This window comes from Streptomyces olivochromogenes (assembly GCF_021538895.1).
GTDB lineage: Bacteria > Actinomycetota > Actinomycetes > Streptomycetales > Streptomycetaceae > Streptomyces > Streptomyces olivochromogenes_A.
The window spans coordinates 62,504-87,735 of the sequence record NZ_JADDRL010000030.1; the positions used below are offsets into that span (position 1 = coordinate 62,504).

Here is a 25,232-nt window from a genome sequence, read left to right on the forward strand (position 1 = left end):
ACGCCCCTCCCCTCCCCGTAGAGCAGATGTCGGAGCTGCTCCACGGGCGAAGGGTGCAACCGGATGGGTATCGAGATCTGTGTGGAAGGGCTGACCAAGTCCTTCGGCCACCAGGTCATCTGGCAGGACGTCTCGCTGACGCTGCCCGCCGGGGAGGTCTCGGTCATGCTCGGCCCCTCGGGGACGGGCAAGTCGGTGTTCCTCAAGACGCTCGTGGGGCTGCTGAAGCCGGAGCGGGGCTCCGTGAAGGTCGCGGGCCGGGACATCACCCGCCTGCGCGAGCACGACCTGTACGAGGTACGGAAGCTGTTCGGCGTGCTGTTCCAGGACGGCGCGTTGTTCGGCTCGATGAACCTGTACGACAACATCGCCTTCCCGCTGCGCGAGCACACCCGCAAGTCCGAGAGCGAGATCAAGCGGATCGTCCTCGAAAAGATGGACATGGTCGGGCTGATCGGCGCCGAGGGGAAGCTGCCCGGCGAGATCTCCGGCGGTATGCGCAAGCGGGCCGGGCTCGCCCGTGCCCTGGTCCTGAACCCGGAGATCATCCTGTTCGACGAGCCGGACTCGGGCCTGGACCCGGTCCGCGTGGCCTACCTCAACCAGCTCATCGTCGACCTCAACGCACAGATCGACGCGACCTTCCTGATCGTCACCCACGACATCGCCTCGGCCCGTCAGGTCCCGGACAACATCGGGCTGCTGTTCCGGCGCGAGCTGGTGATGTTCGGGCCCCGCGCGAAGCTGCTGGCCAGTGACGAGCCCGTCGTACGGCAGTTCCTGAACGGCCGGATGCAGGGGCCGATCGGCATGGCGGAGGAGAAGGACGCGGCCCAGGTCGAGCAGGAGCTGGCCCAGATCGACGAGGGCGGCTCGGCCGATGCGCTGACTCCCCGCCTGCTCCCCAGCCCCGGCATCACCCGGCCGCCCCGCTGGGAGGCGATCGCCAGACGCGAGGCGGAGCTGCACGGGACAGGGGTGACGGGCACATGAGACTCTCCCCGACGGGTGCCCTCCGGCACTCGGGCAACCTCTTCGCGATGGCACTGGACGTCGTCCGGACCCTCCCCCGACGCCCCTTCCAGGCACGGGAGTTCATCCAGCAGGCGTGGTTCGTCGCGAGCGTCACGATCCTGCCGACGGCTTTGGTCTCGATCCCCTTCGGGGCGGTCATCGCGCTACAGATCGGCAGCCTGACCAGGCAGTTGGGCGCACAGTCCTTCTCCGGTGCCGCGTCCGTGCTCGCCGTGCTGCGGGAGGCCTCGCCGATCGTCACCGCGCTGCTGATCGCAGGCGCGGGTGGCACGGCGATCTGCGCGGACCTCGGGGCGCGCAAGATCCGGGACGAGATCGACGCGATGCAGGTGCTCGGCATCGACCCGATCCACCGGCTCGTCGTACCGCGGGTGCTGGCGTCGATGGTCGTGGCCGTGCTGCTCAACGGCCTCGTCTCGGTGGTCGGTGTCGCGGGCGGCTACTTCTTCAACGTCGTCCTCCAACACGGCACTCCCGGCGCCTACCTGGCGTCCTTCACCACCCTCGCCCAGCTGTCCGACCTGTGGGCGGCGGAGATCAAGGCGCTGGTGTTCGGGGCCATCGCGGCGATTGTCGCCTCGTACAAGGGGCTGACCGCGCAGGGCGGTCCGAAGGGCGTGGGCGATGCCGTCAACCAGTCCGTGGTGATCACCTTCATGTTGCTGTTCGTGACCAACTTCGTGATGACTGCCGTGTACTTCCAGGTCGTCCCGCAGAGGGGGTAGCCGATGAGACCGCAAAAGCTCCTCGATCGCCCCTTGCGCTCACTCGAAGAGCTGGGCGCCCAACTCTCCTTCTACGGACGCTCCTTGGCTTGGACGGGCCGCACCCTGCGCCGCTACAAGAAGGAGATCCTGCGGCTGCTCGCCGAGGTGAGCTTCGGGCGCGGCGCGCTCGCCGTCGTCGGCGGCACGGTCGGTGTGATCGCGTTCCTGTCCTTCTTCACCGGCACCGAGGTCGGCCTCCAGGGCTACGCGGCCCTCAACCAGCTCGGCACCTCCAACTTCGTGGCGTTCCTGTCGGCGTACTTCAACACCCGGGAGATCGCCCCGCTGGTGGCCGGACTCGCTCTGTCCGCGACGGTCGGCGCCGGGTTCACCGCGCAGCTCGGTGCGATGCGGATCAGCGAGGAGACCGACGCGCTGGAGGTGATGGGCGTCCCGTCGCTGCCGTTCCTGGTGACGACGCGGATGATCGCCGGCTTCGTCGCGGTGATCCCGCTGTACGTGATCGGGCTGCTGTCCTCGTACCTGGCCGCCCGCACCATCACCACCGGCTACTACGGACAGTCGACCGGCACGTACGACCACTACTTCCACCAGTACCTGCCGCCCGTCGACGTGTTCTGGTCCTTCGGCAAGGTGATCGTCTTCGCCCTGCTGATCATCCTGGTGCACTGCTACTACGGCTACCACGCGAGCGGCGGCCCGGCCGGTGTCGGCGTCGCGGTGGGCCGGGCGGTGCGGACCTCGATCGTCGCCATCAACGTCCTGGACTTCTTCCTGAGCCTCGCGATCTGGGGCGCCAACACGACCGTACGGATAGCGGGGTGAGAGCGGTGCGCACGCACAGAATGAGACTCAGGCTGTACGGCATCGCGTTCCTCGCCGTGCTCGCGCTGCTGCTGTCGCTCGCGGTGGCCGTCTACCAGCAGGCGTTCACCTCCGTCGTTCCCGTCACCCTGGAGGCCGACACCCTCGGCAACCAGCTCGATCCACGCGCCGACGTCAAGCTGCGCGGGCTGCTGGTCGGCGAGGTGCGCGAGGTGCACGCCGACGGCACGAAGGCGACCCTCGACATCGCGCTCAAGCCGCAGTACGTGTCGTACATCCCCTCGGACGTGCACGCGCGGCTGCTGCCCAAGACGCTGTTCGGCGAGAAGTACGTAGACCTCGTCGCTCCCGCCGGCGCCGCGCACGCGTCGGCCCGGCCCATCCGTGCGGGCGACGTCATCACCCAGGACCGCACGAAGGTCGGCATCGAGGTGCAGCAGCTGATGAACGACCTGCTGCCACTGCTGCGCACGGTCCGGCCGGGTGAACTCAACGCCACGCTCTCGGCATTCGCCACCGCGCTGGAGGGCCGCGGCGACCGGATCGGCGACAACCTCACCCGGGTCGAGGGCTACCTGCGCCGCCTCAACCCGCACATGCCCTCCCTCAAGGAGGACATCACGCGGTTCGCGGACGTCGCCGAGGTGTACGGCGACGCCGCGCCCGACCTGATGCGGATCCTGCGCAACACGGCCACCACCAGCCGAACGATCGTCGAGAAGAGGAGCCAGTTGGCCTCGGCTCTGCGCGCGACCGCCTCCGTGGCGGGCACGGCGAACGACTTCCTGTCCGAGAACGGCGACCGGCTGATCACCCTGGGCCGGGTCTCCCGCCCCACGCTGGAGCTGTTCGCCCGCTACTCCCCCGAGTACCCGTGCCTGTTCCAGGGCCTGGTCCGGCAGGAGAAAGCGTCGGAGGACGCTTTCCGGGGCGGCGAGATGCGGATCACCCTTGAGATCGTCCGGCCGCAGGGGGCGTACCGACCCGGTGAGGAGCCGGTGTACGGCGAGCGATCCGGCCCGAACTGCCGTGGCCTACCGCATCCTCAGGTGCCTGGCCCGAAACCCCATCTCAATGACGGTACGTCGGCCGGAGGTTCCAGTGGCGCACTCCCCGGAAGTGTCGACGTGTCCGCCACCCGGGCCGAGCAGCGGGCCGTCGGCTCGCTCGTGGCCCCCGTCATGGGCGTCCCCGCGGACCAGGTGCCGCCCGTGGCGACCCTGCTGTTCGGACCGCTCGCGCGCGGAACGGCGGTGAGTGTCGCATGAGCAGGTCAGGAGCCCGGCAGACCGCTGCCCCGCTGGTCAAGTTCAGCCTCTTCGCGCTGGTCACGATCGCGGCGACGGCGCTGCTCGCCGCCACCATCGTCAACGTCTCCTTCACCCCCAAGGACACCTATCACGCGGTGTTCACCGACGTCACCGGGCTGGAGACCGGCGACGACATCCGGGTGGCCGGAGTGCGGGTGGGAGAGGTCGGGGGTATCCGGATCAAGGACCGGACCCTGGCGGAGGTCACGTTCACCGTCAGCACGGACCGGCCGCTGCTCGCCGGGACCCACGCAGTCGTCCGCTACCGCAACCTGGTCGGGCAGCGGTACATCGCGCTCACCGAGGGCACGGGCGACGTCACCGCCCGGCTGCGGCCGGGCGGCACCATCCCGCTGTCCCGGACCCAGCCGGCGCTGGACCTCAACGCCCTGCTGAACGGCTTCAAGCCGCTGTTCGCCGCGCTCAGTCCGAGCGACGTCAACCAGCTCGCCACCGAGATCGTCCAGACCCTCCAGGGCGAGGGCGGCACGGTGAACAGCCTGCTCGCGCACACGGCGTCGCTCACCAGCACCCTCGCCGACCGCGACAAACTGATCGGATCGGTGATCGACAACCTCAACACCGTCCTGGAGACGCTCGACAAGCGCGGCTCGCGCTTCTCCGGGCTGCTCACGCAGCTGCGCCGGGTGGTCTCGGGGCTGTCCGCCGACCGCAGGCCCATCGGGGAGTCGCTGGTGAGCATCGGCGACCTCACGGACGTCACGTCGGGGCTGCTGAAGGACGCGCGTCCACCGCTGAAGGACGACATCGCCGGGCTCGGCGATCTCACCGGAACGCTGAACAAGAACGAGAACACCGTGGAGGGCGTCCTGAAGCGGCTGCCGAACAAGCTGGAGAAGCTGACGGGGACCGCCTCGTACGGCTCGTGGTTCAACTTCTACCTCTGCGACTTCGACGGCCGGATCGTGCTGCCGAAGACCAAGCGGGTGATCACTCCGGAGCTGCACGTGGCACGGGCGAGGTGTGGCGGATGAGCATGCGCATCAGGCGGCGCAGTGTCCGCCGACCCGAGCCGCTGGTGAAGGTACGCGTCCTGCCGCCCAAGCTGCCCAAACTCCCCAGACTGCTGCCGAAGCGCAAACCCCGACCCGAACCCCTCGTGAAAGTACGCGTCCTGCCGCCCAAGCTGCCCAAACTCCCCAGGCTCCTGCCGAAGCGCAAACCCCGACCCGAACCCCTCGTGAAAGTACGCGTCCTGCCGCCCAAGCTGCCCAGGATCCGGCTCAAGCGCCCGCGCCTGAAGCCCTTCCGTGAGCGCAACGCCGTGGTCGTCGGCGCCGTCGGCCTCACCGTCCTCGCGCTGCTCACCGTTGCCGCCTTCAACGCGGACAGCCTGCCGCTGATCGGCGGCGGCGACACCTACAGCGCGGCCTTCTCCGAGGCCGGCGGGCTCAAGCCGGGCGACGAGATACGGATCGCCGGGGTCAAGGTCGGCAAGGTCGAGGACGTCGACCTGGACGGCGACCACGTCAAGGTGACCTTCAAGGTGAAGGGCCACCCGGCGTTCGGGACCGACACGGGTGCGTCGATCCGTGTCAAGACGATCCTCGGCGCGAAGTACCTGGCCCTGTACCCGAAGGGGCCCGGCCAGTTGAAGCCGGGCAGCGAGATCCCGCTCCGGCGGACCGTGTCGGCGTACGACGTCGTCCAAGCGTTCAGCGACCTGACGACCACCACCGAAGAGGTCGACACAGACCGGCTTGCCAAGGCTCTGGACACGGTCTCCGTCACCTTCCAGGACTCCCCCGAAGAGGTGCGGGCGTCGATCAAGGGGCTGTCGCGGATCTCCCGGACCGTCGCCGCCCGTGACAAGGCGCTGCGCGGGCTCCTCGACCATGCCAACGGAGTCACCGAAGTGCTGGCCGGTCATACGAAGGACTTCTCCGCGCTGGTGAAGGACGGTGACGCCCTGTTCCGGGAGATCGGCAAGCGGCGGGCGGCGATCCACAAGCTGCTCAAGAGCTCCGCGCTGCTGGGCATCGAACTGTCCGGCCTGGTCGACGACAACAGCAAGGAGATCGGGCCCGCACTGAAGAACCTCAACACCTTCGTGACGATGCTCGAACGCAACCAGACGAGCCTCGACCGCAGCGTCCGGCTGCTCGCGCCCTACGTACGGCTCTTCACCAACACCCTCGGCAACGGCCGCTGGTTCGACTCCTACGTCCAGAACCTGGTCGCCGCCCCGGTCACGCCGCGGACGGGAGGCACCCGATGACCCGCCGACTCCTGGCCCTGTTCACCGCGCTCGCGATCGTCGTCGGCCTCGCCGTCGTTCTGTGGCCGGGCCCCGGTCCCATCCGTGTCACGGCGTACTTCCCGCGCACCGTCGGCATCTACCCCGGTTCCGACGTCCGCGTCCTGGGCGTCCGCATCGGCGAGGTCAGGAAGATCACCCCGGAGGGCGACCGGGTGCGGGTGGACCTGGAATACGACCGGGGCCGCAAGGTCCCCGCCGACGCACAGGTCGCCATCGTCAACTCCTCGGTGGTCAGCGACCGTTACGTGCAGCTGCTGCCGGTGTACCGCAAGGGCGCGGTGCTGCGGGACGGAGACGTCATCCCCGAGTCCCGTACGGCCGTCCCCGTCGAGCTGGACCGGATCTTCGACAGCCTGCACACCACCGCCGAGGCACTCGGCCCGAACGGGGCCAACAAGAAGGGCTCGCTGTCCCGGCTGCTCGGGGTGAGCGCGGACAACCTCCAGGGGCAGGGCGAGAACCTCAACCAGACGGTGGAGGACCTGTCCCAGGCGGTCACGACGCTGTCCGACGGGCGCGGCGACCTGTTCGGGACCGTGCGGAACCTTCAGGTGTTCACGGCCGCGCTGGCGGCGGACGACACCAGCGTGCGGTCGTTCAACACCGACCTCGCCGACGTGGCCGGGCAGCTCGCCGGGGAGCGCAAGGATCTCGCGGCCGCGCTGAAGTATCTGGCCGCCGCACTCGGCGACGTGTCCGGCTTCGTGAAGGGCAACAAGAAGGCGCTGACCGCGGACGTGCAGGGCCTGGCCAAGGTCACCAAGGTCCTCGTCACCCAACGGGACGCTCTCAAGGAACTGTTGACCGTCGCCCCCACGGGCCTGTCGAACCTGCAGAACGCCTACAACCCCGCCGCCGGCACCCTCGACACTCGCAACAACGCGCAAGCCTCGCAGGATCCGTCAGCTCTCCTCTGCTCGATCCTGAAGACGACCGGCGACGACCACGACAACTGTGCCGGGCTGAAGAAGCTCTTCGACTCCCTGCCCAAGGTTCCGTCGGCCCCGGCGTCGACGGGCACGGTCGACAAGACCCTCGGCGGAATTCTGGGGGCACCGGCATGAGCGTGCAATCCAAGGGGCTGGTGGCCGCCTGGACGGCGGTCGGTTCGCTGCTGCTGACGGGCTGCGAGTTCAACGGCTGGTACGACGTCCCGCTCCCCGGCGGCGCCGCCTCGGACGGTCACGCCTACCACGTCACCGTCGAGTTCCGGGACGTCCTGGACCTGGTGCCCCAGTCGGCGGTCAAGGTCAACAACGTCACCGTCGGCGCGGTCGAGAAGGTGGAACTGAACGGCTGGCACGCCCGCGTGCGGCTCAGGATCGCCGACTCGGTGAAGCTGCCCGGCAACGCGGTCGCCGATCTGAGGCAGACCAGCATGCTCGGCGAGAAGTACGTCGCCCTGTCCGCTCCGGCCGGCAATCGGCCCGTCGGACGGCTCCGCGACGGCGACCGCATCCCACTGTCCCGCAGCGGCCGCAACCCGGAGGTCGAGGAAGTACTGTCGGCCCTGTCCGCGCTGCTCAACGGCGGCGGGGTAGCCAACCTGAAGACGATCACCGTCGAGTTGAACAAGGCCCTCAGCGGCCGCGAGGACCGGGTCAGGTCACTGTTCAAGCAGCTCGACGCGTTCCTCGGCGGCCTCGACGACCAGCGGGCGGAGATCGTGCGCGCGTTGAAGGGCGTCGACCGGCTCGCAAAGCGGCTGAAGAAGGAGAAGAAGACGATCGCCCTGGCCGTCGACACCATGCCGCCCGCCCTGAAGGCCCTCGCCGACCAGCGCAAGGACCTGACGAAGATGCTCACCGCCCTGTCCAACCTCGGCAAGACCGGCACCAAGGTGGTGAACGCTTCCCACGACGACACCGTCGCCAACCTGAAGAAGCTTCAGCCCATCCTGCGGGAACTGAACAAGGCGGGCGACGACCTGCCCAACTCCCTCGAAATCCTCACCACTTACCCGTTCCCGCGCAACGCGACGGACGCCGTCAAGGGCGACTACGTCAACCTGAAGATCACCGCCGATCTCGACCTGGCGGACCTCTACGGCAACGTCACCGGCAAGCCTGGCAAGGGCGGGAAGTCCCCGGCCCCCGGGACACCGCGTCTTCCCGGCGTCCCCACTCCCACCCCTGTCCCGTCCATCCCGTCCCTGCCGGGCACCCCCTCCGCGCCCTCCGTGCCCGCCATACCCACGACGCCCTCCGACGGCAGCACCCTGCTGTGCCCGCCGGTGTGCACCGCTGCCTACGGCACCGGAGACGGCTCGCGTCGCCTTCCGCCGGGGGTCGATCCGGGCCTTGCCGAGCTGATGCTGAAGGGGATACTGCCGTGATCACACGTACGGTCAGAGCCCAGTTGCTCGCCTTCACGGCCGTGACCGCCCTCGGCGTGTCATACGTCGGCGCCCGGTACACGGGCCTGGTGGACGACGTCCTGCACCGCGGGTACACCGTGCGCGCCGACTTCGCCGAGTCCGGGGGCGTCTTCCCCGGCGCCGAGGTCACCTACCGAGGCGTGCCCGTGGGCCGCGTGGAGGATCTGCGGCTGACCGGGTCCGGGATCTCGGTGGCGCTGAAGATCGAGGACGGCGCCCCGAGGATCCCGGCCGACACGCTCGCGGTGATCGCCGACCGGTCGGCGGTGGGTGAGCAGTACGTCGACCTCCAGCCACGGCGGTCGGACGGGCCGTACCTCATGGACGGCAGTCCGATCCCACGCAGTCGCACCCGGACCCCGCTGCCGGTCACCGACCTGGTCCTCAGCCTCGACCGGCTGGTCAACTCTGTCGGCAAGGACGATCTGCGGGTCACCGTCGACGAACTGGGCAAGGCGTTCGCCGGCACCGGACCGAACCTGAGCCGGCTGGTGGACTCCGGCAACGCGCTGGTGGAGTCGGCATCCGAGTCGCTCCCCCAGACGGTCTCGCTGATCGAGGACTCGCGGAAGGTGCTCAAGACACAGGCCGACCAGGGCTCGGCCATCAAGTCGTTCTCCCGCGATCTCGCCACGCTCACCGAGCAGTTGAAGTCGAGCGACGGCGATCTGCGCCGGCTCATCGGCAACACTGCGCCCGCCGCGCAAGAGGTCGAGTCCCTGCTGAAGTCCACGCGGCCGCACGTGCCGGTCCTGCTGGCCAACCTCATCAGCGGCGGCCAGATCACCATGGCCCGGCTGCCCGGCGTCGAACAGGCCCTGGTCACACTCCCGCTCAATGTCGCGGGCAGCTACACGGTCATCCCCGGCGACGGCACCACCCACTTCGGGCTCACCGTGAACGCCGACGACCCTCCCGCGTGCACCCGAGGCTACGGCACCCAGCGGCGCGACCCCGCCGACACCGGCACGCGCCCGGCGAACACCGACGCGCGCTGCACGGCACCGCGCGGCAGCAAGACCTCCGTGCGGGGAGCGCAGAACGCGCCCGGCGCGACGACCGGGCGGTACAGCACCGACCAGGCCGCGTTCGTGGCCCCGTACGACCCGGAGACCGGCACCTCCCCCACGCTCTCGGCTGCGCTCGAGCAGGGAGGGACCCCCATCGGCCCGGACGGAACGCCCGTCGAGATCGGCTCGACGGGCGGAGAACAAACCGTGTTCGGAAAGGAGTCGTGGCAATGGCTGCTCGTGGGACCGATGGCGTGAGAGGCGAGCGCATGAGGCTGCTGTCGGCGGTGCTCGTCGCCGCGACCGTGTTGACGACCGTGCTGTGCGTCTGGCTGGGCCTGAGGCTGGCCGACCAGCGCGCGGCGGAACAGCGCCGTCAGGACATCCTGGCGGCGGCCCGCCAGTCGGCGCTGAGCTTCATCTCGCTCGACTACCGGCACTACGACCGGGACAGCGGCAATGTGCTGAAGGGCGCCACCGGTGAGTTCAAGAAGGAGTTCGCCCTGCAGTCCGCACAACTGACGAAGCTGGTTGCGCAGAACAAGTCGGTGTCCGAAGGGCAGATTCTGGAAGCGGGCATCGTGCGGTCCGACGCGCACTCGGCCCGCGTCCTGGTCGTGGCCGACAGCAAGGTGACCAACACCGCCGCGCCCGAGGGCCAGGCGCGCACCTACCGGCTCCAGCTCGACCTGGCGCGCGTGGCCGGCCGCTGGCTGACCTCCGACGTCGCGTTCGTGGGCTGACCCACCCGTGAAGTCATCGATGAGGAGAGACACCGTGGCGAACCCGACCTCCCGCACCCGCGGCACCGGCTCACCGGCCCGCCGCACCATGACCGCGGCCGCCCGCGCGGCAGCCAAGCGCACCGGGCGGCCCGCAAGCCCCGAGCCCAGCGCCCGCCAGGAAGAGCCGACTCCCTCCGGGCGCACTCTGCTCGTCGAGCCCCCGGCGAAGGGCTGGGAGGACCCGCCGGAACCCGAGTCGCCCGAGTCGTTCGAGGGGGAGCCGGAGGTCGCCGCGCCACCGCGCAAGGCCGGGCGGAGCGTGCTCACCGCGGTGCTGGGCGTCGTCCTCGTCGCGGCCCTGGTCGCGGCCACCGTTCTCGGGTGGCAGTACCGGCAGGGGCGGCAGGCGGAGCAGGCCCGCGACCAGGCCCTCGCGGCCGCGCGGAAGGCGGCGCCGGTCGTGCTGTCGTACGACTACCGGCACCTGGACCGGGACTTCGCCCGAGCCCGCATCCTGCTGACCGGGCACTTCCGCGACCAGTACGGCAAGACCACCAAGGCGGTGGTCGCGCCGACCGCGACGAAGTACCACGGCGTGGTGAAGGCGACCGTGGCCACACCCGCCGACGGCGGCGCCCCGGCGGTCTCCGTCGTGTCGGCCACACCGGACCGGGCCGTCGTCCTGCTCTTCGTCAACCAGGTCACCGAGAGCACTCAGGTCGCGAAGCCCCGGCTGGACCTGAACCGGGTGCGTATGACACTCACCCGCACCTCCGCCGGCTGGAAGGTGAGCGGAGTCGACGCCCTCTGACCAGGCCTGATAAGTGCCCTCGCGCAGTCACGCGGGGGCACTTTTCCGACGGGAACGGGGTGCGGCCCGAATGGGATGGCGGGCTTCACCGCGGTCGAGCCGTGGTGGTCCAGGAGCGGCTCCCCCGTCCGACCACACCGCTGGACGCGGCAGGAACGGCCTCCCACCGAAAAGAGTTCGGTTTCGCGCGACGGACGCCTCCTGCCTCCCCGTAAAGCAGACGAAGGCATCACCCGTACGGCCACACACCACCACTCTTCGTCCAACTCGCGAACCCACGAGGTACCTGTGGCTCTCCTCTCCGCACTCCGTCTTCACCACCACCCGCGGTCGCGGGGGCGTCTCGCCATCGGGCTGCTGGCGCTCGTCGCCGGAACCCTGCCGAGTGGGGCTGCCGACGCCGCCACCCCGCCCTCCGGATCGGTCAGCGACACCGCGCCCACGACCACGTGGAGCGCCGGTCCTTTCGCCGTCCCGAATGTCTCCGGCACTGCCGGGACGGTGAGCTGCGGGAACACGCAACTCTGCGACGACTACGCCCTGAAGGTGTCGGTACCCGCGGGCTACGACGCCGGTCACAGCCTGCGCATCGACATCAGATGGCCGGACCCCGCCGCCGACTTCGACCTGTACGTTCTCGATACGGACGGCCGGGAGGTGGCCGGCTCGGCCTCTTCCAGCGACCCCGAAACCGTGCTGCTTCCGGCGGTGTCGGCGTCGTACACCGTGCGCGTGGTGCCGTACGCGCCGCTCGGCAACGGCTTCACCGGCACCGCGAGCCTGATCACCGCTCCGACCGATCCGCCGCCGAGTACGGCCACACCGCCGACGTACGCGAACTCCTGGGCACCCGACGGCATCACGGACGCGCACAACGCCGGTGAACCCTCGATCGGCGTCGACCGTGCGAGTGGCGCCGCGTTGTTCCAGGCGTACACGTCGACGCTCAAGGTCACCTACGACAGTGCCGGTGCCGCCACATGGCGGGACAAAAGCGCGATCGCGGCCAACGGCTGCCCTCAAGGCAGCACCACCAGCCTCGACCCGATCCTGTTCACCGACCCGGTCACCCACCGAACCTTCGAGTCGCAGCTCGCCGGCAAGACCGCCCTGACCTGCTATACCGACGATGATGGTGAAACGTGGACGCCGACGGGCGGCTCGGGCATCAACTCCGGTGTGGACCACCAGACCATCGGCGGAGGCCCTTTCGCCGCAGGCGGTCCGGGACCGCTCACGTCGTACCCCGACGCCGTCTACTACTGTTCCCAGGACATCGCCGACGCCTCCTGCGCGGTCAGCCGGGACGGCGGTCTGACGTACGGGCCCGCCGTTCCGATGTACTCGCTGCTGGACTGCGGCGGCCTGCACGGGCATGTCAAGGTCGCCCCGGACGGCACGGTGTACGTGCCCAACAAGGGCTGCGGCGGCCATCAGGCCGTGGCCGTCTCCGAGGACAACGGGCTGACGTGGACCGTCCGCAAGAACCCGTCCAGCACCCCCGGTGACTCGGACCCGAGCCTGGGGATCGGGGCCGGCGGGACCGTCTACATGGGCTACCAGAACAGCGACGGCACACCGCGCATGGCTGTCAGCCATGACAAGGGCAGGACGTGGCTGTACGACCAGAACGTCGGCGCGGCTCTCGGCATCAAGAACATCGTCTTCCCGGCCGTGACCGCGGGCGACGACAACCGCGCCGCCTTCGCCTTCCTCGGCACCACCACGGGCGGCAACTACCAGGACGCGGCCGGCTTCAAGGGGGTGTGGCACCTATATGTGGCCACCACCCACGACGGCGGCCAGTCTTGGGTCACCGCCGACGCCACCCCCACCGACCCCGTCCAGAAGGGGTCGATCTGCACGGGCGGCACCACCTGCGGCAAGGACCGCAATCTCCTGGACTTCACCGACGTCACCATCGACGCCCAGGGTCGCGTGCTCGCCGCCTACGCCGACGGCTGCACCGGCACCTGCGCGTCCGGAGGAGCGCAGAACTACGACGCGCTGGCTTCGATAGCCCGCCAGTCCTCCGGCGCCACGCTGTACGGCGCGTACGACGCCGTGGTCCGCGGCAAGCACAAGTAGCCCGAAGGAAGGAACTAGATGAAGCCATCGCCCTCGGCTGCCGTACTCGCAGGAGCCGTCCTCGGCCTGACCACGGTCACCGGATGCTCGGCGGCGAACAAGCACGCCGAGCGCCCGGGGACGACGCCGTACACGGTGGAGCAGGCAACCGATCCGCCGGCCGGGAACGCGGCCGGCGCCGCGCCCGACGGCTGTCCCACTGCCGCCTCATTCCCGCTCCCCAAGGACTTCCCGCGGAGCCTGCCGGTGCCCGACGGCACGGTCGTGACCTCGGTGGAGCACCGCACCGGCGACCGGCTCATCGTCGCCACCGTCGTACGGGGCGGCTTCGACACCACCCTGGCGTTCCTGCACAAGCAGCTCCCCAAGGCCGGCTACATCCCTGAGGGCGGCGAAGTGGAAGAGGCCGATGCCGAGTCGAACTTCTCCTCCGCGACCGTCCGGGGCCGCTGGACCCTGCGGAAAATGTCCGACTGCGAGGGAGGGATGTACCTGACTTACCTGACGTCTGCCGCCTCCTGAACCCGGCCCGGCCGAGCCCTTGTCCCGGCCGGTCAAAACTGCAGGGGCCACTTTCGTGACGAGCGGCACCACGTGCGCCGTTGACCGAAGGGTGGCCACTCGGTCTGGAAGACCCCTGGTGGACGGGGTGCACCGCTGTGCGCGTGGAGGGGTACGGGGTGCCGGGCGAAGGCGGGGTGAAGTCGACCTCGACTGGCGATTTGGGCTTCGCGGCTGGCCCCTGGTTCCGGGCGGATACACGCGGGTGGCGTGCCATCTCCCAGCCGACGGATACAGATGGGGGCAGCGAGCAGGCGCAGGTGACAAGCCTGCTGTAACCCGGTTCACGTCATGATGAACATCAGCAGGGGGTGGCCGGGCTTCCGCTGCATCGAGCAATGCCGAGGATGAACACCGTTGTCACACACTAGAGTTGAGCCGAAATTCCACACTTGACACACGGGGGTAGTGATGACGGGTCAGTGGGAGACACTCGGCGAGGCAGGCGGCATCGAGGCGTACGTGCACCGCCCGACGGGTGCGGTGCGGGGCGCCGTGGTGGTCTGCTCCGAGCTGTATGGAGTCAACGACTATGTCCGCGGAACCTGCGCGGAGTTGGCGGCGGCCGGGTACACGGCGCTGGCGCCCGACTACTACTGGCGCAACGCCCGCCGCACCGCACTCGGTTACTCCGCCGAGGAGCGCGAGGACGGCTTGGTGCTGATGCGCGCGCTCGACCGGGACGAGCTCGTGGCTGACGCTTCCGTGGCACTGGCGGTGGCGCGCGCCGAAGCCGGGGAGCAGGGCGTGGCGTTCCTCGGCCTGAGCATGGGCGGCCACATCGCGGTACGGGCAGCGACCGCGCTGAGCTTCGAGTTGGCCGCGGTCTTCTACCCCGGGTGGCTGCTGAACAGCGGTTTCCCACTGGTCGGTCCCGTGCCCCCGCTGGAGACCACTGAGCGGATCGCCGCGGGCGGCGCCTTCGTGCTGGGCTTTCGCGGCGAGCTGGACCACATCATCGGGGCCGAGGAGTGGGAGCAGGCCGAGCAGCGACTCACCAAAGCCGAGGTGCCGCACGAGCTGGTGACGTACCCGGGCGCGCGTCACGGCTTCGCCTGCGCCGACCGCCCGGCCGACTACGACCCCGAGGCCGGCTCCGACGCCTGGCAGAAGGTGTACGCCGCCTTGGCCTCACACCTCTAGGCACGCGTCGGCACGAGGTGGGCCAACCGGCTGGTGACCACATAAAGGCACAGTGCCTCGAACACGGCTGTGGCACGCGGCTGCCCGCCCCCGAGCCATGCCCGGTTATCGCTCAGTGCTGCCGAACACGTCAGTCCGTGGTCGACGCTGCTGTGGCCTCGCGGCAGCGATGCGGGGCGCCTCCACGGCCCGCCCGCAGTCGTATGAAGGCCATCGCGAAGCGGCGGTGCCCGAGTCGGCACCTCAGGTGACCCGTGAACGCGGCCGGACGGCGGCCAAGATGGACTCAGCCGGATTCGTGGCCCGCAAGTGGATCCGTTGCTCGGCGTACGAGACCGCACCCGCCTGGCGACCGACGCCGACCATCACATAAGAGTGTGGAACATGAGCGCCCGCGAGTTCGTCTCAAGCCACTGCATCAACACAGACGACATCATCCACGCCGCCGCATTCTCTCCGGACGGCAAACCTTGGCAACCGCCGACCCTTACGGAGTGGCGCTTGGGGACACGTTCTCTGACCGCCGCAGCGGTGACGTACTCGCTTCTCGTTCCGATGGCATGCATGGCGTGGCCTTCATCCCGAGGGCTCTCTCCTCGCCGCAGCAACCTCCGACGGCGTCGTGCGGCGATGGCATGCGGCCTCGGGCCAAGTCGCCAGCGGGCCGGATACCCTACGACGCAAACTGGCAGGCGGCCTCGTGGCGGGTGTGGACGCCGAGCTTCGCCAATTCCCGACAGTGTCACGCAAGAATCTGCAGGGGCTGGTAACCAAAGCCCGTTCCGCCAACCCTGCCTTCGCCGCAATTGCCGCATTGGAAAGCAGTGGTAAACAACTGCCACGCAAGCTCGCTGAAGACCAGAACCGCCCCCCAGGAATCGCGAACGCCTATCGAGGTGCCGGGGTGCGCTACCTCTACGCAACTAGCACCGTCGCCGCATGCACTGCTCCTGTACCAAGATGCGCGGCTGAGTTCTGCTTGCATCGTGGAACCTTCCGTAAGCCTTCCGTTGAACTCCCGCTCGGATACGGCAAGTTCATGTCAGTATCACTGCAGACCCGGACGGCGCAGGGAGCAGGCGTGGCGAGGACAAGTGGCAGGCGGCGTGACCATGGCCAGTGGACCTATCGACGCTACCTCTTGATCGGTGCGGCGCTGCTGGCATTGCTGGCATTCCTCCTCTGCACGCCGCTTGCACTGTTGGCTATTGGTCAGCTCCATCCAGGAGGCTGGGCGAGATTAAGTGACATAGCGGGTACGTACGGAGACATTGCCACAGTTTTCAGTATGCTGGCGCTTGCCGGAGTCGCCGCCTCCCTAATCCTGCAGGCGCGCGACAATACGGTCAATCGGGAATTGACGCACCGTTCCATGCACAGTGAGCTACTGTCCAAGGCTTTGGACGACCCCGGCCTCCGTGCCTGTTGGGGGCCAATCACCGGGGATAACGAGCAGGACCGGCAGCACATCTACACCAACCTCATCTTCTCGTTCTGGCGCTCGATGTTCGAAATTGGAATGATCGACGAGGACGAACTGAGGGCTCTTTCTGCACAGATCTTCAGCGCCCCACCGGGGCGCAGATACTGGGCCCTGGTTGCAGAGCATCACAGACATCACCACGTATCGGATCATGACAGGAGGTTCACCGAGATCCTGGATCGGGAGCACGAGCGAGCCTTGGCCAATCTGGCCGCCCCCGATGCGTAGCTGTGAGCAGCGGAGCCTTCCGGGCGAGCGGCCTCGCGCGCTGCCCGGCACAACCGCGCCTGAATCTGTATCACGACATTGCGTTGGGTCAGGCTAGGCATTCTTTCCGGAATGCTCAGTGGGCAAGCGCGGCAGGTTTTGCGCTGCTGGTGAGCTTCGTAGTGGTGGCGTTGAAGGCGAGCACGATCACTGGAGCCGTCGTGGCAGGGAGCCTGGGTGCAGTGTCGGCTGCGCTCGCCGGCTATGTGAGCCGCACTTTCGTGAAGTCCGCCGAGGCCGCTGCGGTGCACTTGCATGCGTACTTCGAACAACCGCTGTAGTTCTCGCGATATCTGGCCGCTGAGCGGGTGGTCAGAGACTGCGGGCTCGATGAGGCAAAGCGAGCCGATGCCTTGGCCGTCCTGGTTCAGGCGATGGTCACAGGACCACAGCCCCAGGTGAGAAGGACAGACGAGTCGCCGGGAAACGCCCTTTGATCCGGTAGTACGCATGATGGTCTTCAGAAAGTTCGCGTCGTGGGCCTGCCAGCCTCGGTCACGGCCTTCGCGTCACTCCGAACTGGGCTCAGTGCGGTGGTCCAGTCCGTGACGATCGCCTGCTGCGCCACGCCCCTGTGCCACCGGACGTCACTGCGACGTCTTGGGTCTCCGTTCGGTTCCCGCAGCCCCCGAGGACAAGCAGCAGAGCCTCAGCGGATGCCCGAGTCGAAGGAGATGACGATCATGGTGAACCGGCCGCCCTTGACGGTGACGGACACCGGTTGGGCGATCGGGGTCATGGCGCCGGTGAGGTTGGTGGGGCGGATGGTGTAGGTGCCTGGCGGCAGCGAGATTCGGAAGTGGCCGTCGGCATCGCTGGTGGTCTCGGCGACCGTCCGTTCCGGGCTGCCGCCGGTGATGGTCAGCCGGGCGCGCAGGGGCCGGTCGGGACAAGGGCTGTCCTCGCGAACCATCGGGCAGCCGCCGTCGACCAAGGTGCGGCCCTTGATCCCGGAGTCGGACGGGGTCGGCGATCCGGCCCCGTGAGAGTCCCCGCATCCGGCAGCCGAGAGCGCGACAGCCAGCGCCAGGACGGCGAGCACGGTGCGAAGGGGACACTTCATACGGGTTGGACTTCCCACGTTGCTGGTCGGTTCCGTCGGTTGGCATGGCCCGGGGCCGGGCGGAGCGGGTTCCCGCCCGGCCCCAGGTTGCTTGCTGCAGGTGCGGGTGATGCTAGGAGAACAGAACGTTGTGCGGCTCGGGGTAGGCCCCGGCGGCGCCGCAGTTTCCGCCCTTCATTGCGTAGCCGGCGGCGACCCAGCGAGTCGGGTCGGCCTTGTAGGCGCGGACGGTGAGGTAGTCGCCCCAGCGGGGCAGGCCGGCGTAGGTGCAGGTGTTGCCGGCGCCCCACAGGTAGTAGTTGGGGCTGGTGTCGATGGCGTTGGCGGGCTGGGAGTTGATTCCGCTGCCGGGGTAGTAGTGGGCGCCACCGGTGCCGCCGCCCCAGGCGAATTCCAGGCCCACCCGGCCGAGTGAGTTGGGTGCGAGCGAGGCGAACTGGATGGCGCCCCAGCTGCCCCACAGGTCACCGGAGCCGTTGAGGTTCTTGTCCGATTCGTTGAACCACACAAACCGCGTGTAGGGGAACGGGTGGCTGGCGTCCTGCTTCGCGTTGAAGGAGAAGCCGATGAGCCCGCCGGCCCGGTAGGCGCCCAGGACCCGGGAGTCGGCGTACTGACACCAGTTGGTCACCACACCGTCGGTGCTGGCGCAGTTCTGTCCGCTGTTACGGGTGTAGAAGCCGTACGAGGGAACGGTGCGGTCCCACCAGGAGTAGTTCCCGGAGTTCTCCGGCCACGCGAACACGCGGAAGGAGCTGCCGTTGGTCTGGCCCCAGTTGCTGCCCCAGTACAGGGTGTCGGTCGACCCGGGCACCAGCTTGAAGGTGAGGTTGTCCGTACGGGTCAGATAGCTGTAGTTGAAGCCGCTGCAGGTGCTCATCGGGCTCTTCGGTAGTCGTAGCAGCCCGGCACCGCTTCCCCCGCCGCTCGGGAAGAAGTTGGTGGAGATGTTGACGTTGCTGTTGCTGATCGACATGTCGTTGAAGTCCAGCGCCGTGGTGTTCGCCAGACCCATCCAGCTCGGGGTGATGTTCCAGTAGCACCAGCCGGTGTACGCGCCCGAGCCGGACGCCGAGGCGTTGGCGATCACCAGGTGGTCACTGAACTGCAGCAGCCAGAACTGCCGGCCGGTCGCCGGATCGTACTGGGTCACCTGGTCGCAGCAGAACCCTGACCCGAACAGCGAGTAGGGGTCGAGGTAGGACCAGGTCGCACCGTTGTCGGTGGAGCGGGTGGCATACCAGTTGCCGGTCTGGAAGATATTGGAGCCGTTGGCGTCGGTGCTCGGCTCCTGTGTCGACGACAGGTATGAGGCGCCTCCCGATATCCCGGACGTCGGTATGGCGCTGTCCCGCACCACGCTGGCGAAGGACCGCACCGAGGACGGACCAGCGACCGCGGCACCGAGCGGAGCGTGCCTGGGCTTGGGCCCCGGCTTACCCTTGTCCATGGTGTCTTCGTCGTACAGCCGGGCGTTGAGCTGGGCGAGCTCCTCGGCCGTGTACTGCCGCGGCTTGGTGGAGACGGCAGCCGTCACCCGATCACCACTGCCGGTCGCCGCCCGGGCGGCACTGCCGTCGCCGTGCGGGGCGGCGGACGCGGGCGTGGACTCGATGCCTGCCAGCCCGAACGACAGGATCAGGAGCACGACCGCCCAGACGGACAGTCTTCGCCACCTGGACCCGGCCAGCGGCATGCGGATGGAACCGGACATGCGGAAATCCCCCCTTGATGATGGGCGAATGGATGCACGACGACATCGATCGCCACTCCCCCACACGTGCTGGGCAGAGCACTGCCGCCGCACGGCAGCGAACCTAGCGATCCGTGACCCGCCCCACCAAGAGCCTCAGGGAAAGAACCGAAATAGGTCCGAATTCCCTTGCTGTGAAAGGGAACTACAGCATCAGCGGGCCCGAAAGGCGGCGGCAGTCACGCCGCCTTGGGGGCCGCAACAGCGCATCACAGCCAAATCTCTCCATCCACGTGGACGGGGTACGCTCGGCCGCTTCCAGTGCACCGCTCACATGAGAGGGCGATTGGAAGAGTCGTACTCATCCGCGATGTTGAAGACGCTGGCACAGCGCGGGCATTCCGCCTGGCCGAAGAGATGGGTGATTCCGTCGGCAAGCACAACTTGCCCATCACGGACGACGGTCGCGTGCATCCAACGACCGGTGCCGGAGAGGCCCTCTGAGGGTGCCGGCCTCAGGTCACGTCGGTCCACGTCGCCCAGGTTCCAGTCCCGGATCGCTGAATAGCGTCCGTAACTACCGATGGCGATCGTCACCTCTACAGCACAGTGAGGGCAGGCGACCTGGTAAAAGTCGTCCGAGAAGTCCCCCAGAACCGCACTCCAGTGGTAGTGCCCTTTGGCCGCGATCAAGTCGCGGAAGGTCGCGAGGTAGTCGTCCGGCCGCGACCGCAGGTGCCGATCGAGCAACCCACAGAACTCCGCGATCGCTTCGGCACAGCCCGGCAGCAGATCGTCGCAGCCGTGGCCCCCTGCCGAGCACCGGACGATCGCCCCAGCCAGCCCGCGCGCCCTCGCACTCCCCGAAGCCAGACGCACCAGACGCGGCAGTGCTGCAAAACTGGCGGGGAACACCAAGTCGCGCTCGAGGACCAGCCGGTACCCCAACTCATCCCACGCCGCGTCGTCGTCCTCGCGCTCGGCCCGCGCCAGGAGCTCAGGGACGCGAGCGACGTCCCCGTAGCAGTCGTACATCTGTGCCCAGTTCAACACCTGAGCATCTAACCGCCCTGAGCTGCCGGTGGCGACTCCGCATCGGCTCGCCGACAGAGGCCGCTGGGAAGAGGCTCTCTCCTGGAGTAAGCGGGCTGCAGCACGAGGCAACCAAGAGGTAGTGGCACTGGCTGTGGTCTGTCTTGAGGAACAAGGCCGCACGGCTGAGGCCGAGCAGTTGGCGCATTACGGGTGGAACACACGCTTCGAGATTGCCCGACCTTGGCGACTGCAGGACCCAGCGCCGTAGTTGGCCCCAACAGCCTCAGCGAACCTCCATCAACGCACACCTGCGTTGTCCTACTCGCCGACCAGCGTGGCCACGACTGGGTGCAGACGCTCAAAGTTTGGGGGTGGGGTCGCGGCTGTAGCCGCACTGTCTGCGGGCACGTGAGCGCCCGCTCCGGTCGCGTCCATCGGTTGGGACGCCCTACCCGAGCCGCGTCTGGGCGCCACTGGTCAGTGGTAGGTGCTGATGGCGGCGAGATACAGGGCGCAGGTGGTGCTGGCAGCTCCACCGCCGAGTAGGTCGTCTCTTTCGGATCTTGCCGGTCAAAGCCCGCGTCGTCCGGTGCCACGGGGTCTCCCCCGTCTCCCCAGGCCCGCAGGGCCGGGGGGAAGCATCGGCGTGTTGGCGGGGCGCCTGCGTACTGGACGTACTTGGTGCTCCGCCGACGCGGCGAGGTGCGGTGCCGAGCGGTGCGGGTCGGGCAAAATCCGGAAGAGACGGCCTGGGGCCTGCGTTGTCGGTGGCCCGTGGCACAGTGCACCGCATGAACGAGGACATGCACGGCGCCGCGCTGATCGACCGGGTGATCGAACGGGTCCGGGAGCAGGGCTGGCCCACCTGCGACGCCCCGGACCTCGATGAACCGGTGCCGCTGGCGCCGGAGGTGCTCGACCGGCTGAGGCTGCCCGGCGGCCGGCCGCTGCCGCCCAGCCTGCGCCGCTGGCTGGCCTTCGACGGCTCCTGGCTCGCCGACGTCGGCTGGTACGAGGACCCGGCTGAGCCCGTCCTCGGCGACCGGGGGCTGGGGGCGACGGCGGAGTGGATGTACGGCTCCTGCGGCGGCATGGCCGCGATGTTCGGCGATTTCGAGGAACTGCTGCCCGCCGTGTGCCTGCCGCTTGTTGGCGGTAGCGACTCGCGCCGCCTGCTCTACCTGGGCTCGCCGGACTCCACGGGCGAGTACCCGGTGCTGGTGACCGATATCGACGACCTGCCGTACGTGGCCGTGATGTACCCCGGTCTCGACGTGTACCTCGCGGACCTCGCCGACGTCCTGGACCTGGACTTCGACACCTACACCTCGCTCGCCGCGCATCCCGAGTACGCCGCGCGGATGGCCGAGCACGCGCAGAACACCGGACTCGGCCCGGACGGACTGGAGTTCCACGAACTCGGCCTCTTCGACTAGGTCCTCTCATTCGGATCTTGGCAGTTCACCGGAATGGCACTCCCAGCTCCTGGGGCTGGGAGTGCCCCGACGCCGTGCGCCTGCGGATTCCTGAGGGCGAAGTCCTGGGCGTGTCCGCCGGGCGGCCGAGGGCGTAATCCGGTGGCTACTCTCTCGGCAACGTCCCTAGGGTCGCTGGGATGACACACAACACTGTTGACCCGGCGACGATCACACCGGAGATGGCTGCTCAGATCCGCACGTGGCGATGCGATGAGGACTACTCCTGGCGCGCTGTGGCCCAGGCCGCGTGCGACCTGTGGGGCTCCGAATGGGGCAGCAACCAGCTCTTCGGCGAAGACCTCTGCGTGGCCGCAGCGAAGCTGCTGGGCGAAAATCCCTACCGGGAACCTTGGAACTGACGCTTCTCAGATGGCTTCTCTCGGAGAGGCGAGCGGACCAGATGAAGATGCCGGCGATATGAAGTCCGGCTCGGAAGACGGTGGCGGTCTTCTCATAGCGGGTTGCCATGCCGCGCCAGTTCTTGAGGCGGTTGATGCACCGTGCGACGGTGTTGCGTCGTTTGTAGGCCTCGCGGTCGAACGTAGGTGGACAGCCTCCTTGGTGGCCTTTGCGCCTGCGGTCGGCGACTTGATCGGCCGGCTGGGGAATCACCGGCCGGATTCCTCGCCTGCGAAGGTGCGCGCGGATGGCAGGGGAGGAGTAGGCCCGGTCCGCCAGGACCACCAGGGGCCGTGTGCGTGGCCGGCCGACCGCTCTGGGCACGCGCAGCGCGGCCATGACGTGCTCGAACGCGGGCGCATCATTCGCCTGACCGGGCGTGAGGACACAGCACAGCGGTCGGCATCGGCCGTCCACGGCAAGGTGGATCTTCATTGTCAGACCCCCACGGGAGTGCCCGATCGCGTGGTGGCCGGGCTCAGTGGCCGGGCTTCCTTTTGCGGGCCCCGGCCGCGTGCTGATGGGCGCGGACGATTGCGGAATCGACCGCGACGACCCAGTCCAGGTCTCCCTCGGCATCGCCAGGGCGAGCAGGGCATTCAAGACCCGCTCCCACGTACCCGACTCGGATCGGCCGCTCCGTTGGGGTCAAGGCGGGGGTCGAACGGGGGGCACCGGTCCGGGTCCGCCACCGTATGCCGTCCATCAGCTGCCGCCGTGTCCATACCGGCGGACGACCCGGCTTCATGCCCTGCGGCAGCAACGGCTCCGGCCGGGCCCACTGGCCGTTTGTCAGATCACCACGCCCACAAAGCCTGATCATTCACGACCAAGATCCACTTTCGCAACACCCCCTGGTCGGATGAGGAGGGCGACCGCTGGTACGAGGACCCGGACAACAACCGGCGTCCCCTGAGCTGCTCCCCCGCGACGAGGTGGCCCGCGCCATCAACGCCGAGGTGAAGGCGGACCGCGGCTCCCCGCACGGCGGTGGCTTCCTGGACGTGTCGACGCGGATGCCCGCGGAGGTCATCAAGCGCCGACTGCCCCCGGCCCCACGTAGCTCTGCCCGGTGTTCCGACTCCTCGTCATCCGGCCACGGAGCCTCCGCAAAAACCCGTTGGCGGACCACCACGACCACTGCTACGTTTCCGGAGGCCGTGCGAGAGAACGAGGAGGTGGTACCCGTGAACACAGTATCGACATGGGTGCTCCCCTCCGGGGTCACGGTCGGGCGATAGGTCGTCCGGGAGCGCCGTTCAAGCACTCCCGAAAGGCACGACCATGCAATTCACCTCCGAGCAGCGCCTCGACGACGGCGTCCTCGAACGCGAATTCACCCTCAACGAGATCCCCGGCATCCTGTGGACCCCCGGATCCGCATCCGCACCGGCTCCGCTGATCCTGCTCGGCCACCCCGGCGGACTGCACAAGATGTACCCCCGCCTCGCGGCCCGGGCCCGGCACTCCGCGGCCCAGGGCTTCGCCGCGGCCACCATCGAGCTCCCCGGCAGCGGTGACCGGCCCCGTTCCGCCGTCGCCGAGCAGGCCCGCACCGACCTACGCCGGGCATTGGAGGCCGGCGAGCCGGTCAGCAACGAGATCGTCGATCGGCTCGTCCTCCCGTTGGTCGAAAAGGCGGTGCCGGAATGGCAGGCCGCCTTGAACGCCCTCCTTTCGCTGCCCGAAATCGGTGGCCCGGTCGGGTACTCGGGAGGAGTGATGGCTATCGGAATCCGGCTGGCGGTGGTCGAGCCGCGCATCTCGGCCGCCGTTCTGTTCGCCGGGAGTTTCGTGCCCGCCGCCATGTTCGAGGAGGCCCGCCAGGTCACCATTCCGCTGCATGTCCTGCTGCAGTGGGACGACGAAGGCAACGACCGACAGGCGGCCCTGGACCTGTTCGACGCCTTCGGCTCCAAGGAGAAGACGCTGCACGCCAATCTCGGCGGGCACACCGGCGTCCCGCAGTTCGCGGGAGACGCCGCGGCCCAGTTCCTCACCCGGCACCTGAAGTGAGGCCGGGCCGTCGGGCCACCAGCAGACGGTAAGTCGTGTCGGCCAGGATGCCGCTCGTCGAGGGCAGGTCCCGGCGCTCCTCTGCTGTTCATGCCGCGGGCCCCTGCCATCCCGGCAGGGGCCCGCGCTGCCCGAAGCCATGGACTGGTCGATTTCTGCAGTTCTTCAGGTGCTGCCCCGTGTCGTGTCGAGGTGCTGTCGGTTCTCGGTGAACAAAGCCAGACACCGGCACAGCCATGGTCGGCCCTGTGGTCAGGGTGTGTCGCCGGAGTAGTAGAGGCGGCACGTCACACCCGGGCCGAGAGCTCGGGGTTCACCGGGGCGCGGGTCGTACAGCGACCGGCCGCCGGGGAACTGTCCGAGCTCGGTGGACAGGGCAGCGCCGTCGTCGACCTCCTCCGGCCGCCAGCCCGTGATGTCCAGCAGCAGCCCGTCCAGCGGCCCGCCCATGAGCACGGCATACGTCTGCCACGGCAGCGGACCGGGATCAGGGTCATCGTGGTCACGACCGTAGACGCGACCACGCAGCAGCTGCTCATCGCCATTCATCGCTCCAGCCTTCCAGCCGCCACTGACAACGCGGCTTGCCCAGGACCCTCGATGAGACCGTCCGGGTCGATGACGGGGGTGTGGCGCAGGGCTACCGTCTCCAGTCAGCCGACGCTGGGCCGGGTTCAGTTGGTACAGGTGTCGAGCATGGACGACAGTGCCGTCTCCTCCCGGCGCCGGGCCGTGGGGTGCGTCGTCGGTGACGCCACGGTGCCTGCGAGCCCACGCCGAAAGGGCGCCGGGCGATGATGTGACTCACCGCTGAGGCGGGTGAGCCGACCGCCAAATCGAGGGGGCAACACCACTGTCGGGGCGCCAGGCAGCTTGTCTGCCCGGTAGCACGCACGGCCACGCC

General features: G+C 68.5%; 24 protein-coding genes and 2 pseudogenes. 20 read left to right on the forward strand and 6 right to left on the reverse strand.

What is annotated here, in order from left to right; translation table 11 throughout:
• The first annotated feature begins 63 nt into the window (after positions 1–63).
• The 16 genes from IPZ69_RS17510 to IPZ69_RS17585 all read left to right on the forward strand — a co-directional run bounded on the left by IPZ69_RS17510 (position 64) and on the right by IPZ69_RS17585 (position 16,925).
• The gene (locus IPZ69_RS17510; protein WP_235455060.1) at positions 64–993 is read left to right on the forward strand and encodes an ABC transporter ATP-binding protein; all 930 of its coding nucleotides are present in this window, start codon (positions 64–66) and stop codon (positions 991–993) included.
• A complete protein-coding gene (locus tag IPZ69_RS17515; protein ID WP_093478077.1) occupies positions 990–1,760 on the forward strand; it encodes an MlaE family ABC transporter permease in 771 nt (256 codons plus the stop codon). Before IPZ69_RS17510 ends, IPZ69_RS17515 begins: the two co-directional genes overlap by 4 nt.
• Before the next feature lie 3 nt (positions 1,761–1,763).
• Positions 1,764–2,588 (forward strand): MlaE family ABC transporter permease, encoded by an 825-nt coding sequence (locus IPZ69_RS17520; RefSeq protein ID WP_235455061.1) that lies wholly within the window; start codon positions 1,764–1,766, stop codon positions 2,586–2,588.
• 20 nt (positions 2,589–2,608) lie between these two features.
• On the forward strand, positions 2,609–3,856 hold the full coding sequence (locus IPZ69_RS17525) for an MCE family protein (protein WP_235455084.1): 1,248 nt from the start codon (positions 2,609–2,611) through the stop codon (positions 3,854–3,856).
• Complete coding sequence (locus IPZ69_RS17530) at positions 3,853–4,893, forward strand: MCE family protein (protein WP_235455062.1); 1,041 nt, start codon at positions 3,853–3,855, stop codon at positions 4,891–4,893. Before IPZ69_RS17525 ends, IPZ69_RS17530 begins: the two co-directional genes overlap by 4 nt.
• Before the next feature lie 242 nt (positions 4,894–5,135).
• Positions 5,136–6,137: an MCE family protein gene (locus tag IPZ69_RS17535; protein ID WP_374293347.1), complete on the forward strand. Its 1,002-nt coding sequence runs from the start codon at positions 5,136–5,138 to the stop codon at positions 6,135–6,137.
• On the forward strand, positions 6,134–7,243 hold the full coding sequence (locus IPZ69_RS17540; protein ID WP_235455063.1) for an MCE family protein: 1,110 nt from the start codon (positions 6,134–6,136) through the stop codon (positions 7,241–7,243). The genes IPZ69_RS17535 and IPZ69_RS17540 overlap by 4 nt, the downstream gene beginning before the upstream one ends.
• Entirely contained in the window at positions 7,240–8,514 is a 1,275-nt protein-coding gene (locus tag IPZ69_RS17545; protein WP_235455064.1) for an MCE family protein, read from the forward strand. Before IPZ69_RS17540 ends, IPZ69_RS17545 begins: the two co-directional genes overlap by 4 nt.
• Entirely contained in the window at positions 8,511–9,824 is a 1,314-nt protein-coding gene (locus tag IPZ69_RS17550) for an MCE family protein (protein WP_235455065.1), read from the forward strand. The genes IPZ69_RS17545 and IPZ69_RS17550 overlap by 4 nt, the downstream gene beginning before the upstream one ends.
• 11 nt (positions 9,825–9,835) lie before the next feature.
• A complete protein-coding gene (locus IPZ69_RS17555) occupies positions 9,836–10,309 on the forward strand; it encodes a hypothetical protein (RefSeq protein ID WP_235455066.1) in 474 nt (157 codons plus the stop codon).
• 34 nt (positions 10,310–10,343) lie between these two features.
• On the forward strand, positions 10,344–11,102 hold the full coding sequence (locus IPZ69_RS17560; RefSeq protein WP_235455067.1) for a hypothetical protein: 759 nt from the start codon (positions 10,344–10,346) through the stop codon (positions 11,100–11,102).
• 288 nt (positions 11,103–11,390) lie between these two features.
• On the forward strand, positions 11,391–13,190 hold the full coding sequence (locus tag IPZ69_RS17565) for a sialidase family protein (protein WP_235455068.1): 1,800 nt from the start codon (positions 11,391–11,393) through the stop codon (positions 13,188–13,190).
• 18 nt (positions 13,191–13,208) lie between these two features.
• Positions 13,209–13,712: a hypothetical protein gene (locus IPZ69_RS17570; RefSeq protein ID WP_235455069.1), complete on the forward strand. Its 504-nt coding sequence runs from the start codon at positions 13,209–13,211 to the stop codon at positions 13,710–13,712.
• Positions 13,713–14,162: 450 nt separating this feature from the next.
• The gene (locus IPZ69_RS17575; RefSeq protein ID WP_235455070.1) at positions 14,163–14,894 is read left to right on the forward strand and encodes a dienelactone hydrolase family protein; all 732 of its coding nucleotides are present in this window, start codon (positions 14,163–14,165) and stop codon (positions 14,892–14,894) included.
• 700 nt (positions 14,895–15,594) lie between these two features.
• Positions 15,595–16,605, forward strand: coding sequence for a DUF6082 family protein (locus tag IPZ69_RS17580; protein WP_235455071.1), 1,011 nt, complete (start codon positions 15,595–15,597; stop codon positions 16,603–16,605).
• Positions 16,606–16,607: 2 nt separating this feature from the next.
• A complete protein-coding gene (locus IPZ69_RS17585; RefSeq protein WP_235455072.1) occupies positions 16,608–16,925 on the forward strand; it encodes a TRADD-N-associated membrane domain-containing protein in 318 nt (105 codons plus the stop codon).
• A 368-nt stretch (positions 16,926–17,293) separates the two neighbouring features.
• Here IPZ69_RS17585 and IPZ69_RS17590 read toward each other — a convergent pair whose 3' ends face one another.
• The 3 genes from IPZ69_RS17590 to IPZ69_RS17600 form a co-directional block, all read right to left on the reverse strand.
• The gene (locus tag IPZ69_RS17590) at positions 17,294–17,707 is read right to left on the reverse strand and encodes a carboxypeptidase-like regulatory domain-containing protein (protein WP_235455073.1); all 414 of its coding nucleotides are present in this window, start codon (positions 17,705–17,707) and stop codon (positions 17,294–17,296) included.
• A 112-nt stretch (positions 17,708–17,819) separates the two neighbouring features.
• On the reverse strand, positions 17,820–19,421 hold the full coding sequence (locus tag IPZ69_RS17595; RefSeq protein ID WP_235455074.1) for a hypothetical protein: 1,602 nt from the start codon (positions 19,419–19,421) through the stop codon (positions 17,820–17,822).
• 309 nt (positions 19,422–19,730) lie between these two features.
• Positions 19,731–20,450, reverse strand: coding sequence for a hypothetical protein (locus IPZ69_RS17600; RefSeq protein WP_235455075.1), 720 nt, complete (start codon positions 20,448–20,450; stop codon positions 19,731–19,733).
• Positions 20,451–21,226: 776 nt separating this feature from the next.
• Here IPZ69_RS17600 and IPZ69_RS17605 point away from each other — a divergent pair.
• Both IPZ69_RS17605 and IPZ69_RS17610 read left to right on the forward strand, forming a co-directional pair.
• Entirely contained in the window at positions 21,227–21,871 is a 645-nt protein-coding gene (locus IPZ69_RS17605; protein WP_235455076.1) for a hypothetical protein, read from the forward strand.
• Positions 21,872–22,050: 179 nt separating this feature from the next.
• Positions 22,051–22,272 (forward strand): hypothetical protein, encoded by a 222-nt coding sequence (locus IPZ69_RS17610; RefSeq protein WP_235455077.1) that lies wholly within the window; start codon positions 22,051–22,053, stop codon positions 22,270–22,272.
• Positions 22,273–22,369: 97 nt separating this feature from the next.
• Here the strand turns inward: IPZ69_RS17610 and IPZ69_RS47820 are convergent.
• Positions 22,370–22,891 (reverse strand): annotated as a pseudogene (locus tag IPZ69_RS47820) (IS5 family transposase); the annotation flags it as partial.
• Positions 22,791–23,135: a transposase gene (locus IPZ69_RS47825; protein WP_374293344.1), complete on the reverse strand. Its 345-nt coding sequence runs from the start codon at positions 23,133–23,135 to the stop codon at positions 22,791–22,793. The gene IPZ69_RS47825 and the pseudogene IPZ69_RS47820, both read right to left, overlap by 101 nt.
• Before the next feature lie 35 nt (positions 23,136–23,170).
• Here IPZ69_RS47825 and IPZ69_RS17620 point away from each other — a divergent pair.
• Together IPZ69_RS17620 and IPZ69_RS17625 are read left to right on the forward strand one after the other, a co-directional pair.
• Positions 23,171–23,361, forward strand: a pseudogene (locus IPZ69_RS17620) (hypothetical protein); the annotation flags it as partial.
• A 235-nt stretch (positions 23,362–23,596) separates the two neighbouring features.
• Positions 23,597–24,328 carry a dienelactone hydrolase family protein gene (locus IPZ69_RS17625; RefSeq protein ID WP_235455078.1) on the forward strand — a complete coding sequence of 244 codons (732 nt, stop codon included), beginning with the start codon at positions 23,597–23,599 and terminating at the stop codon, positions 24,326–24,328.
• Positions 24,329–24,580: 252 nt separating this feature from the next.
• Here IPZ69_RS17625 and IPZ69_RS17630 read toward each other — a convergent pair whose 3' ends face one another.
• Positions 24,581–24,877, reverse strand: a complete 297-nt coding sequence (locus IPZ69_RS17630; protein WP_235455079.1) for a hypothetical protein — start codon at positions 24,875–24,877, stop codon at positions 24,581–24,583.
• Positions 24,878–25,232 lie beyond the last annotated feature (355 nt).